Annotated in this window: 13 protein-coding genes; 1 reads left to right on the forward strand and 12 read right to left on the reverse strand. The window is 55.8% G+C overall.

What is annotated here, in order from left to right; genetic code table 11:
- Positions 1 to 2: 2 nt before the first annotated feature.
- From LEP6406_RS0225385 to LEP6406_RS29755, 8 genes are all read right to left on the reverse strand, one after another.
- The gene (locus LEP6406_RS0225385) at positions 3 to 431 is read right to left on the reverse strand and encodes a DUF7680 family protein (RefSeq protein ID WP_008318651.1); all 429 of its coding nucleotides are present in this window, start codon (positions 429 to 431) and stop codon (positions 3 to 5) included.
- A 5-nt stretch (positions 432 to 436) separates the two neighbouring features.
- Positions 437 to 862: a four helix bundle protein gene (locus LEP6406_RS0225390; protein ID WP_008318653.1), complete on the reverse strand. Its 426-nt coding sequence runs from the start codon at positions 860 to 862 to the stop codon at positions 437 to 439.
- Positions 863 to 930: 68 nt separating this feature from the next.
- Entirely contained in the window at positions 931 to 4251 is a 3321-nt protein-coding gene (locus tag LEP6406_RS0225395; protein ID WP_008318655.1) for an ATP-binding protein, read from the reverse strand.
- Positions 4252 to 4479: 228 nt separating this feature from the next.
- Entirely contained in the window at positions 4480 to 4791 is a 312-nt protein-coding gene (locus tag LEP6406_RS32445) for a hypothetical protein (RefSeq protein ID WP_008318659.1), read from the reverse strand.
- 212 nt (positions 4792 to 5003) lie between these two features.
- Positions 5004 to 5483, reverse strand: a complete 480-nt coding sequence (locus tag LEP6406_RS30735; protein WP_008318662.1) for a hypothetical protein — start codon at positions 5481 to 5483, stop codon at positions 5004 to 5006.
- 12 nt (positions 5484 to 5495) lie between these two features.
- On the reverse strand, positions 5496 to 6038 hold the full coding sequence (locus LEP6406_RS0225410; RefSeq protein WP_008318665.1) for a hypothetical protein: 543 nt from the start codon (positions 6036 to 6038) through the stop codon (positions 5496 to 5498).
- A 43-nt stretch (positions 6039 to 6081) separates the two neighbouring features.
- Entirely contained in the window at positions 6082 to 6798 is a 717-nt protein-coding gene (locus tag LEP6406_RS0225415) for a hypothetical protein (RefSeq protein WP_155834879.1), read from the reverse strand.
- Positions 6732 to 7268: a hypothetical protein gene (locus LEP6406_RS29755; RefSeq protein WP_008318670.1), complete on the reverse strand. Its 537-nt coding sequence runs from the start codon at positions 7266 to 7268 to the stop codon at positions 6732 to 6734. Before LEP6406_RS29755 ends, LEP6406_RS0225415 begins: the two co-directional genes overlap by 67 nt.
- A gap of 397 nt (positions 7269 to 7665) precedes the next feature.
- Between LEP6406_RS29755 and cas6 the strand changes: the two genes are divergently transcribed.
- Complete coding sequence (cas6, locus tag LEP6406_RS0225425; RefSeq protein ID WP_263971273.1) at positions 7666 to 8820, forward strand: CRISPR-associated endoribonuclease Cas6; 1155 nt, start codon at positions 7666 to 7668, stop codon at positions 8818 to 8820.
- Between the two features lie 1603 nt (positions 8821 to 10423).
- Here cas6 and cas2 read toward each other — a convergent pair.
- The 4 genes from cas2 to LEP6406_RS0225445 all read right to left on the reverse strand — a co-directional run.
- Positions 10424 to 10729, reverse strand: coding sequence for a CRISPR-associated endonuclease Cas2 (cas2, locus tag LEP6406_RS0225430; RefSeq protein ID WP_263971270.1), 306 nt, complete (start codon positions 10727 to 10729; stop codon positions 10424 to 10426).
- Between the two features lie 46 nt (positions 10730 to 10775).
- Positions 10776 to 11714 carry a CRISPR-associated endonuclease Cas1 gene (gene cas1 / locus LEP6406_RS29760; protein WP_008318678.1) on the reverse strand — a complete coding sequence of 313 codons (939 nt, stop codon included), beginning with the start codon at positions 11712 to 11714 and terminating at the stop codon, positions 10776 to 10778.
- A gap of 161 nt (positions 11715 to 11875) precedes the next feature.
- The gene (locus tag LEP6406_RS0225440) at positions 11876 to 12268 is read right to left on the reverse strand and encodes a DUF2281 domain-containing protein (RefSeq protein WP_008318682.1); all 393 of its coding nucleotides are present in this window, start codon (positions 12266 to 12268) and stop codon (positions 11876 to 11878) included.
- Positions 12265 to 12635, reverse strand: a 371-nt coding sequence (locus LEP6406_RS0225445; RefSeq protein WP_225886722.1) for a DUF6883 domain-containing protein, incomplete at its 5' end; no start/stop codon positions are given. The genes LEP6406_RS0225440 and LEP6406_RS0225445, both read right to left, overlap by 4 nt.

The raw sequence follows: 12635 nt of genomic DNA on the forward strand, positions 1-12635 counted from the left end.
GCCTAATCCCCTAATAAAACCCGCATCGCCTTCAACGCGGGTCGCTTCTTGCCATTACTGACCTTGGCAAACCAGTAATGCGCCTCTTCATTACTCATGGCCGTGATGCCATCAGTGATATTGGCGATCCGCTCCGGCTTCGACAAGGGCTGTAAAGTCTGAAACAACAGTGCCAGATTTACCCCCGATTCCTCACTGAGGACATAGGGTGTTTGGCGCTTGTGGCTCAAAGTTTTGGGATCGTAATTGTTCGCTTTGAGCGCCCCGTATATAGCCTGCCGCGCCTGCACCAGTGCATTGCCCTTTAGCCGCCCCACCCGCTTGGCCGCCGGACGCTTCTTCTCCCCCGCCTTTTTATAGGCGCACTGGTATAGCTCCAGGGCAAAGTCATTATTGCTCAGGGGTACAACCCGCAGTTGGAACTCTTGCATAGCCTCTAATGAAGACGCGGAGAAGGGGGGACTTGGGGACGCGGAGAAGTAGACGGGCGGATCGTCCACTTCTCTGGCTTTGAGATCATAACAACAAGCTGACTGAGGATTGCTTCATATTGCTGATCCAGAGCTTGGGCTTGCTGGAGGGTCAGATATTGACAACGGTAAGCAATTTCGAGCCAGGTTTGAGTTTCTGCGGCCTCGCTCTCAGCATCGCTCAACTTACTGACAAACGCAGCCGGATAGCGCCGTTTTCGCCAAGCTTCAGAGATGTTAGCTGCAACCGAACGGGAAGACCGACGAATCTGGTCAGTGAGAGAATATCTCTCTTCCACAGGAAACCGCTTCGTCAACTCAAAGATCTCCATCGCGGCTGCGATCGCCTTCTCCCAAACCCGCAAGTCCTTAAACGACCGAATATCCCCCATCTCCGTCTCCCCCTCCCCGCGTCTCCCTCTCCCCGCGTCTCCCCCCTCCCCCTCCCCCTTTCTCCGCGTCAATACTCAACTCTGACGAGCAGATTCAGCCGCCCTACTGGATTACGGGTCAGGGCTTGCTGGAGTGCCTTGAGTTCAGGGCTATTGGGTGCGATCGCAGGGTCAAACCTAAATAAGAGCTTTAGATTGAGGGTGGCTTCAGTGCCTTGCTGGTTCAGCAATCCGCTCAGGGTGCTGAAAAAGCTTTGGAACCCCCGGACATCGCCCTGGTACTCTAGCCGCACGAACTGCTGCCCAGTCGAAATCGTGACGAACTGCTCCACGGTAAAGTCATAGCGCACCAGCAGGTTCAGGGTAGTGCCCATTTTCCGGTAGTCCATCCCATCAGCTACCGTCAGGTCCATTGCCGTGAGGGCTTTGACGGGGCGATCGTTCAGCCAATCTGCCAGGTCATTGAACACCTTGTTAGGGCTGCCATTTTGTTCCCATTGCGTCGGGCGTTCCAGGAGCGTGCCTTGAGAGCCATAGCTGCCTCTGCCCTCGTTGCCATTCGGGAGAGCCCCACCCCCAGCGGTGTAGACCACAGCCGTCGCCGTTTGCTCCGCCGTTTCTCCAGAGCCATAGTCCGCCACCAGCCGAAACTGAGTCGTGCGGGTAATGGTGCCCTCATAGGCATCTGAGGGGAGGAAGTCGCGATCGCTGGTCACCAACTGCTCGTCTTGGTACAGACGCACTTGCAACGCTTCGCGGGCACGCCAGCGCACCTGCACCGTGGGTTCTTCCCCGCCTCCGGCTAACACCTGGGCATTCAACTCAATGACCCTGGGCTCCGGTGGCTTCAACACCCCCCGACGGTAAAGCTCCATTCGTTCAGAAAACTCAATGGTGTCGGGCAGAGAGAAGGACGCGGAGAACTGGGCGTCTCCGTGTCCCCGCGTCCCCTTATCTCCCCCTCCTGGGGCAATATACAGGCGATCTCCCACCTTCATATCCCACTGCCCTTCCTGCAAACCCCGTCGAATCGTATCCCGTAGCTTCGACACTTCCGCATCCAGCAAAATATTCAGGCTCAGGTCTTTGGCAAACTGCTCTCGCAGAGCCTTGGTCGTCCAGTGGTCAATGCCAGGGGGCCAAACCTTTTGCAGCAAGTAGGCGGGGGCATAGGCGGCGGCATCCTCGTCCCGCACCTTGGCACAGTCCTTGAGAGCCTTGAGAATGATGTCTTGCTGATTGCGATTTCCCTTCACCGTGCTGGAGTCTTGGGCCGGGAGAGGATAGTGCATCAAACCCTTGGGAGCCTTGACAGAGTCATGGGCAGGGTAAAACAGGTGGCGATAGGCATTGGTGAGGGCAATGCGCACCTCCAGATCCATGGCCCCTTCCTTTTCCTTGAGCTGCCGCTGCTGGCTTTCTGACAAATCCTCCAGACGATTAGGGCTACGCAGGATGTTTTGAATCGCCTTGTATTCCCGTGCTAGATCAATAGCCCGCTCCAACTCCTGACCATTGGCCAGCAGAAACAGCAGCCGATTACGGAAGGTGCGAAACTTACCTGATTCCCCAGTGTTGTTGAAAATCTGCTCTACCAAAGGCGGTGGGCCATCCAGGGAAGAGGTAATTGTGGCTTCATTGAAGTCGATAATGCATAGGGCAATGGTATCTGCCCGGTCATCCACTTCATGGGCCGCATCTGGCCCCTTCACCAGTTCAAAAAACCGGGTTGCAAAGATGGTATCCCTGCGATCGCGCAGGCCATCCTTGGCCTCGGTGACCCCCACCTGTGCCTTTTCTTCAGCAATAATTTTGTTGATGGAGGGCTCTTCCTTAAACCGGGCGATGGAGGTGATGGGGTCTACATCGAGATACCAAGCCACGTTGGTCAATCGCTCCAAGGCCCGATCTACAAAGCTGATTTCCAGCCCAGGGGTGAGCAGCGACAAATTCAGCTCAGTGCGACGAATGCCGGATGAGATGCCCTGGGTGAGGGAATGCAAGAAGATGGTGCGGCTGACCCAACTAGAGAAGGGCGGTTTGCCCGCGTCCTGCCATTCTTGATCCTGGAGTTGAGCATGGGCCTCGCGCCCGTCAGGGTTGTAGATATCTGCGCCAATGGGTAGACGCATTAAGGAGCGTTGGAGGCGGGACGTTAGGTCACTAGTGATTTCCTCTTCCAGCCCCAGGGGTAAATGGTGGGCATGGATCAGGGGTGGGTGGGGGTAATTTTGGTGTCGCCACAGGTAGCGCACCAATCGTGCTAAGAGCCGAAGTGCCCCACGAGTCCGCTGGAATTCGGGAATGGAAGCAATTTTCTTCGTCAGCAGGTTGAAGAGTTCGGGGTGAAAGGGATAACTATTTGCGATCGCGGTTGAATAGCTGGCATCCTTACAGCCATCCGGTAGGTTTACCCGACTAGCGCGGAAGGCTTGCAGATAGGCTTCCGCTGCTTTTTGGGCAGCCTCTGCACCGATGGTGACAAAGAGCCGCTGACGCACAATGTTATAGATCTCAATGTCCGTACTGGGGCTCAGCACTCGTTCCTGCCGCGCCGAGGCCCGCACCAGCTCCTGCTGGACCTCAGCGGTTTCCTTCGCAAAGGTATCGGAGGCTGAGGCCAGGGAATAGACAAAGACCAGATTGTTGCAGGAAGCAGCCTGATCCATTAAGGAGAAGAAAAAGGCCACCACCTGATCCGCCAGGGTACTTTGACCCACCACCTTAGCCTTGGCTGCCCGCAAGTAACGGGCAATTTCATCCAAGATAATGACCGTGGGTTCATCCCCCACCAGGCGCTCTAGGACTGAAGTGCCAGGGCTAATCCGGTTCTCATCAGAGCCCCGCAGCAGTTGATACCCCTCAATCCCCCCCAGTTGATAGGCAATCTCCCCCCAGAGGGTATAGGTCGTGATGCCAGATTCGGGATGATAAATCCCGGCTTCAGGGTCTAGGTCACGTCCGTCAATCGCCGCCACTTGGGTGGGGCGATCTGGAATCATGGCCAAATTATCGACAAAACGCTCTAAACCATCAATCTCGCGCCCCCGTCGGGCAATATGCCACAGAGCAATCTCATCGTGGGTTTTACCCCCGCCAAAGCTGGTTTCTAGGCGAATAATGGGAGAACCCCCAATCTGCCCCGTGAGCCGTCCAAACACCTCCTTAATCAGGGTTTTGAGGCCATCGGTGGCAAAGGTATTGGCAAAGAATGTGCTGGGGTCGCCGTACACCAGGGGCGCACGACCTTCGACCACTAGGCGCAGCTTCGCCGCAAACAGGTCTAGGGATAGCTCCCCAGTGCGGATTTCATCGCGGGGAACGCAAGTATCGAAAATAGAGGACAGCATGGGGCGATTGGTGGCACTGGGCGGTAAGTAGACACGCATTAGCTAAAGCGTTCCCACCGCCGAGGTTAAGGGGAACCTTGACGTCAGGTTTGCTCTTAAATTTCACCGCAGATCAGGAAAATAGGCACATCTTATCCCTGATTTGTCTATAGCCTGTGCCATACCTTACCTATCCTGTGTCTTCCCTCTAATGTGCCCTAGCGCCTGATTCAGAACAGCTAGAGACCAAGACATTCAGCTAGCCCAAACCCCCTAACCGCCCCTATTTCACCCCAAGATCTGACGGAGATCCGCCACGCCCTTATCACGCAAGTCTTCACCCGAGTTCTGTTTTTTAGATTGTGCAGAACTGGGTACCGAAAGTTGGGACATTCCCGTAGACACCGCCAATCCCCTGCCTGTGGCCATAGGAGGTCGAAAGAGGCTTGCCCGCACTGTAACCAGTCGCAGCAAGAAACACAAATACGAGATCAGCATTTCCTTGATCGCCAAGCCCGCCAACAGTGGCGAGCGAGCTTTAAGGACGACCCGATTGACCTGACCCGGCTTCCCGCTCATGTGGTGAAGAAAGCCCGCCATATCCTGGCCCAGCTAGAACAAGGTGTCCACTACAGAAAACTGCAAGGACGCCCCCTGAAAGCCTGTAAACGAAAAGTAATTCGTATCCCGCTGGGTCAAAACTACCGAATGCTGTGTCGCTGGTTAAATGGTCGCCTCAAACCCTTTGTCGTCCTGTCCCATGCAGACTACAACGGCTGGTTAAAGGGAAAACGAGGATGATAAAGCGAACCCTACCCATCCCGCCAACTACTGAGATCCTTGGCCTTACGCCCTGACTGCGCCGCCCCCCGCACCACCCGATGGCGGCGTTGAGCCTTGCTAGCCTTCAGTTCCGCCTCACTGAGATTATCCAAGTCCTCACAGGCTAGGGTCTCCGCCATCAAGTAGGCATTCTGAGCGATGGGAGGTAGGGTGTCCCGATTCCCCCTCTTACCCCCGACAGCGTTGTAGAGGTCATCAACAGTGCAGTCGAATAGACCTTCAGTTAGCGCTGCATGAGCCATCCGATAAGCTGGCTCCTTGGATTTTTCGCCTTTATCCTCAACCACCTTTTTAATGCGACCCGTATACTGCCGCGTCACCTGCTTGCGCTCAGCCAAGACCTGTTGGTCGTGTTGAGCCTGGGTCAGTTCGCCATCAATGCCTAGATCCAGGCTTTGCTGAAGGGCAGCCTGGTCCTTGTTCTGCTCAAACCAACTGAGAAAACCCACTAATGCAAGCTCCTAAGCAGAGATAGGCAAAGCTGTTTGACGGCTAGGACTGTTGCCAGCCAAGGCTGCACTTCGTAGCTTCAAGGTGTAGTCCACGGCATCGGCCACCGGCCCTGGGCGTTGTCGCACCATGGCAAAGAAGGGTTGAGAAGCGGCCCAGTCTTCGGGATCGTTGTACTTGAGGAGTTGCTCTAACCCGACTCGAATCATGTAGAGCCCCCCGGAATGCTCCAGAAGAAAGTTGAGACGGTCTTCAATGAGGTTAGCTGACCACTCCGGCTCCTCAGTCGGGTTCATCAGATCAGTCAATATTTGATAGCCCTGGTAGCAATAGGAATTAGCCCATTCTTGTACTAGGTAGTAGCTGTAGGCCAACTCCCAGGTACGACGGCAGCGGAGATCCCCAAACTTTTGGCGCATCTCAGTCTTGGCATCCTCGACCTTAGTAACGATACGCATCGTGTTGGCAAAAACTTCCCACCACATCAATACTTCCTCCTTCAGTTCTTTGAAGGAGATCTGCTGAGCATTAGTGAGGGGCTTAGGAGCAGCCATGGGAGAAATGGGGCGAGTGCTAGTCCAAATATACTCCAGTTCCCTAGGTCGAACACCCCCGCCCCACCCAAATGGCTGTGGTGTAGAATCCCTGCCCCACCGGCCTGAGTTCAAAGCCCCCCAACAAAAGAGCCAACCAAAGTTGCACCAAAGGCCAACCCAACCCCGCCTGGAGCTGGCGCAACTCAATCGGGTCAGGGAATTGCTCAAACCACCCCTGAAGACAACCAACCCAAACTCCCACCGACTCATCATGGGCGATCGCCCCGATCTGCTGAGCTGCTTCCAAGTCATCCACCATCGCCAACACCTGGGCCTTATCCACCGCCGCCACCAGGGACTCTGCCCCCGTGGATTCCGGCTCCAGAGCCGACCGTCGCCGCCGCACCGGAGCCACCAACTCCCCCAGAGAAACCTGCTGACTAGAGCGCACCAACCCCTGCAACCAATCGAGATCCAACGTTGGCTCCTGAGGGTCATAGACCGCCTGCCACTGGTCAAACAATGCCTCCGCCTTAGCGTGATGCAGTTCCGCCAAGCGCTCAATCAACCTCCCCCCCAGAGCCAATTGCTCATAGGGCGCTAGGGTCGCCAACACCGGCTCCCATTGCTGCCAAAGTAGAGCCAAATCCACCTGTTCTGGAGCGATCTCCCCCAGCCCTGCTAGCCCCACTAAAGACTCCAACTTTTCCATCACCCCTCCTCCTCCGTCACCGCGATCGCCGCCGCCCCCTTCAAAGGGCAGGGATCCAGAGGACATTCCTGCGGCTCCAACCGCACCTCCGCCTCAAAGCGAGTGATGGTAGGAAAGCGCTCCTGGATCTGGCTCAACATCTTCGCCACCGCACGCTTCACCTCATGGCCCCGCAGACCAGCACAGTGAAACGGCTCCACCTGCAATAGCTTCACCTGCCCCCGCCACACCGCCGCCGAGATCCCATGGATAGGAGCATCCCTCCGTTTCACCCGATAGAGATAGAGATAGGCCACGGGCGGCAGTGCCACATCCATCACCAAAGACTCCACCGGGGTTTCAGCCCCAGCGATCGCCCTCCGATAGCGCTCCCGGCGCTGGGTATTCACCGTCACCCGATGGCGGTAATGGGAGCGACGACGACGGCAGCGAGAGGCCACCCAACAGCCATCCCCCTCTGGGCCATGGCGTACCTGGGCCTCAGCGGCAGAGAGCTGAGCGCAGGCCAGACATTTGGGGTCAATCCGCTTCGGCATCGCTAGAACCCTTATACAGTAAGGGGTTCAGGCGATTTGCTGTGCGCCCATCCCCCCAAAATTATGATGTGTAATTTTTAGTGTAACAAATAAGGCTGTGCCAATGACTCTTTTAAGACCTGTTGAGACCAGCAGTGAGAACTCCTGAAATCCTTGATATCTCGTTGTTTTAGCTTGAGTAGTTGCGGTTCATACAGCTACTCAATAGCTGTAAACAGCTTTGGGACTGGGATTTAAAGTGTTGATATCAACTTGTGGCCTAAGACTGGACTAAATTTGGTGTTGCCTACCCCTGCTTAGGGAGTGTGCCAGTTGGGGGTGAGACTGGGGGGTGTGGAGCGGTAATGGTGCATCAGGGGTGAAAAAAGGGTGAAAAATATAGACTCCCCCTGAGGGGATGAAAGGTACCCTAAAAGGGCTGCTAGGAATTGTTGCCATGGCCCCCCGATCGCACTTCTCTAAACCAACCTGGCCTAAGGATACAGAACTGGTGAGCCTAGAGTTTGTGCTGCGGGCAGTGGCGGACTGCGAGCTGTATGCCCAATATACGATCGCGCTCCATGCCTGGTTTTTGCAGCAGATTCAGACCTTTGACCCGGAGCTATCGGCCTACCTACACGATGGCGAATCGGAGAAGCCCTTTGCCCTGACGGGATTGAATGGGGAATTTGTGGCCCATAGCCGCACTCTGCAACTGGCCCGCGATCGCGTTTATCGCTGGCGGGTCAATGGTCTATCGGCGGTGGCGGTGGCGGGACTGGCCACCTGGCTAAAGCAGCCGCCCCCGGAGATGGTGATAAAGGATACGCCACTGCACATCCAAGGGATTCAGGTGGCCCTACCCGCTACCACCTATCAGCAGCTCAGGCCGGAGGATATCGCTACTGCACCGAAGGAAATGAGCTTGACTTTCACCAGCCCCACCAGCTTTCGGCGGCGGGGCCACCATTTACCGTTGCCCTGGCCCCGCAATGTGTTCCACAGCTATTTGCGACGATGGAATCTATTTTCGGGGCAGGTGGTGCCCCAGGATGAGTTTTTGGACTGGGTGGATGACCATGTGATCATCCAGCGGCATCAGTTGCAGTCGGTGAAGGTGGCGGCGGGGAAGCGGGGCTCGGTGACGGGGTTTACGGGGGCGATCACCTATGGGCTGGATCGCAAGGCCCAGGCCCATGGGGAGTTTTACCCGTTATTTTTTACCCTGGGGCGGCTGGCTCCCTATTGCGGCACCGGGCACAAAACCACCTTTGGTTTGGGGGAGACGGTGGCGGGCTGGCAGGGGGAGCAGAACCTGGTGGCGGTGCCTTCGGCCCAGGCGTTGTTGGCGGAACGCATTGAAGAGTTGACGGTGCTATTTCGGGAGCAACGGAAACGGACGGGGGGCGATCGGGCTCAAAATATTGCTGAAAATTGGGCCACGGTGGTGGCGCGGCGGGAACTGGGGGATTCGCTGCAAGAGATTGCCACGGATTTGGGGTTGCCCTATGAAACGGCTAAGACCTACAGCAAGTTGGCCCGACGGGCGTTGAGGGAGAAGGATGAAGGGTGAAGGGTGAAGGATGAAGGGTGAAGGGTGAAGGCAGAAGGCAGAAGGCAGAAGGATGAAGGGTGAAGGCAGAAGGCAGAAGGCAGAAGGATGAAGGGAGTTAAGCGGGCTCTTTACTTGTAGCGTTTTTGATCAGGGTGACGAGAATTGCGATTAATTCGTCTGCTTCCTGCGCTAGAGGGGCTAAGCGGCTGGGTTCAACGGTTGGATCCTGGCTCCTAGCCTCCGGCTGGGAGCCTCCGGGGGCGGCTCCCAGCCTAGAGCAGGAGACAGAGCCTTCGCTCCTGGTGCCCAGGCTCTGCCTGGGCACCAGGAGCGAAGGCAGAAAAGTTGGCTGGTGGGGTGTTTAGGATGTTGTGACGGTTGAGGCAAGTTCCTGAGTAAAAAGACTTTCAACACTCCACCCAAATCCCATTCATCCTTCCTCCTTCTGCCTTCTGATTTCCCATCGTTTTCGTCCCCTTGCGGGGTAATGGGAGATGGGGGAAGGATGTAGGGCTTTGCCCGTGCGGAGCAGGCAGAAGGATGAAAAGGTGGCTGGTGGGGTGTTGAGGGTGTTGCGGTAATTGACTGAATGAAGAGACTTTCAATACCTAACCCAAATCCCATTCATCCTTCTGCCTTCTGATTTCTGATTTCCCAAGGTTTCCGTCCCCTTGCGGGGAATGGGAGATGAATTTCGTGGCGATCGCCACCTTCACCGGAAATCTCACGAATTCGTTTCCGTCCCCTTGCGGGGAATGGGAGATGAATCTTAAACACAGCAGAGTCTAGCGGGAACTTTGCTATTGTTTCCGTCCCCTTGCGGGGAATGGGAGATGAATCTGGGATGGCTCAGAGTGGTTGCCCACCTGTTGCTGCGAGGTTTCCGTCCCCTTGCGGGGAATGGGAGATGAATCTTCGCTACCCATTCGGGTGGGCGATCGTTTTCAAGATCCGTTTCCGTCCCCTTGCGGGGAATGGGAGATGAATCCAGGCTAGAGAGGCGATGGAGGAGGGCATTAAACGCCACCTGGTTTCCGTCCCCTTGCGGGTAATGGGAGATGAATCAAGATCGAAAATGGCGTACTCAAGCTTATCTGCCCAGAAGGTTTCCGTCCCCTTGCGGGGAATGGGAGATGAATCCAGTCCTGACGGCAGGGGGTGAAGTACTAAATCAGATAGCGGAGGCGTTTCCGTCCCCTTGCGGGGAATGGGAGATGAATCTAGGGAAAGCCCTACGCAAGACCTACCGTAACGTCGTAGTTTCCGTCCCCTTGCGGGGAATGGGAGATGAATCTCCTTGCTTTGCAACCATGACGGGCGGAGTGAGCCTATAAAGTTTCCGTCCCCTTGCGGGGAATGGGAGATGAATCTCCTCATTTTCAAAGCCTTGTGGATACTGGCTTGCAGCCTCTGAAACCACAGAGGGGGGAGAGACCTGTCAACAAACATCCGTTGTTGGCAATTTTAGCCCTTTGTCAAAGACTGTAACCCATACGGAATCAACGATCCACGAAGGTTAACGTAACTATGCAGTTTTCTAGGTGCAGGGTAGGTGTGTGGTGTTCACCATAACTTGCTAACCAGTGTATGGGTCACAGCCCAAAAAGTCCATGGAACTTCCCTACAGAAAATAGGCTTGGGGCGGCGGGGTCGGTGGGTCGCTGCCAATGGTGAGAGCCTTGGCCATCGCCCCAGCGGGAATCCAATAAAACCGGACATTGTCTTCATCGGGGTGAGTGCGGTGCAGCACCTGGCGGTGGAGGCGCTGCATTTCATCCAGCGTGCCAAAACATTCAAAGACGCTCTCTTGCACCCGTCGCCCTTGGCCCTCTAGGAATTTGGCCAGCTTGTTGCGGCGGCGATTGTCGGCAATGTCGTACACCACTAGGGTCAGCATCAGGTCACCCGCCGGAAGGGTTCGTAGCAATCGCCCGTTTGCAAACACCGTTTGTAGCGCCGAATTTGCAGCACGATCACCTGGCGATAGGGCACAGGTTTGGGGCTGTCGGGGTGGCGGATGGGGTCATAATCCGCCCTTCAAACCCTTGCAAAAAGCGCTTACGGGCGGGGTCTGCCAGGTAGACCCCGCCCTCGGCATTGGGTGGGGTGAAATCCTCCAGGGTAAACACCCCCTGGTTGATTAATTGGACGACTAGGGTATCGACAATGGGGGAGCGGAACTCCTCCATTAGGTCAAAGGCAAGCTGGGCCTCTGGGCGATCGGAGCGGTGCAGATTGCCCAGGTAGGGGTTGACCCCCTCGACCCGTAGCAGACTCAACACATTGTTGAACAGGAGGGTATAACCGAAGCTCAGTAGCGAATTCACCGGGTCAGTGGGCGGGCGGCGAGTGCGCTGGGTCAGGGTGAAATCGGGATGTTTGAGCAACTGCCCCAGGGCCAAAAAGTAGCGGGCGGCGGCGGCACCCTCGTAGCCCCGCAGGCTGTTGAGGCTATCGGTCTCTAAGGTAAGGTTGGTGGCGGCACGGCGATCGCGGTTAATGCCCTGGGCAGCGGCAGCTACAGTCTCTAGCGGGTGACGACGATTCAGCTTCAACAACAGTTGGCGAGAATTCCAGAGCTTGCCCCGGACAATGGCTTGGGCCATAGCCCACTGAAACTGGGGTTGCGAAAACCGTTCGTACTGAAGCGCCTGGGTCTGTTGTTGACTGTCTTCAGCGCTCCACAGATGCCCCTTGTAGCTGCCCGTTTGCGATAGGAAAACCACGGGGATGTGGTGGTACAGACAGGTGGAAATAGCAGACGTGCTGAGTTGAATGTTGCCAAACAGGCAGACATGCTCCACCTCTTTGATCGGCACCTCAATGGCGTCAGCATCGGGCAATTGCACCACAAACCGTCCGTAGTCTTTGCGTAGTTGGGTGCCCTGTTGCGTCAGGTAAAGTAGTGCCATGGTGGAACTCCAGCGGAGGGGATGCCGTTCCTCCTCAGATTTCCCTAGGGGAAATGGCGCTGATGTTGGCAAAAGTGCTGAAGTTTTCGGGGTTAGTACGGGCGATCCCAGCAAAGTTTCTGAGCTAGCTAGGGTTGTCGTCGCAAAGCGGAAGGGGCAGATCAGGCTACCTTTTGTTTGAGAAATTCAGCAAAGTCAGCGATTTCCTGCAAGAGGGGGTCTGACAACTCTTCAATCAGGGCAAGCAGTTGGGCACGGATGCCAACGGTTTCTGAGGCGGGTTTGAGTAAGCGAATCTGATGGGGAGAAACCATTGCAACCGCTAGGGTTTCGATGAAGGCATCTGGATCGTTGCGATCCGTTGCGATCAGGTTTTCGTCTGAGTCGTACTTGACCCAATCCCCAAAGAGTTCGACCAGGTAAGCCTCGCCACCATTTTCGCCATCATTCAGGATCTCTACCACTGTACCAATGGTATCGAGGGGAAGGTGGGAATCGTCTGAGGTCGCGATCGATTCGGTGAGCTGAACCGTATCAAAAAGCTTGAATTTCATGGCTGCTTCTTCTTTCTACGGGTGGGCACGGCGGTTACAAAGCGGGCGGTGTCCTCTCCTGATCGAACTATCCACGCGGTCAAGATCGGTCGAGAGAGGCCATTGGCACCCGTCACCCGAATTTGAGCTTGATAGCGCTCTCCAAAGGGGCTCTTGCCTTTGGGTTCTAGCATATCCACTGAGACTTCTCTGAGGATGGCATTGCGAATAGCTGCGGCTGAGTCAAAGGCAAGGATATTGCGCCAGAAGTTCTGCTTATCTCCTCCTTGACCCGGTGCAGCGGCACGGGTCAACAAATACTCTGCCTTAGCGAGGGACATTTCTAACCGCTCAGGTGCGGACATACTGTCGATGCTGATTGGGATGA

This window comes from Leptolyngbya sp. PCC 6406 (assembly GCF_000332095.2).
Lineage (GTDB): Bacteria > Cyanobacteriota > Cyanobacteriia > Phormidesmidales > Phormidesmidaceae > PCC-6406.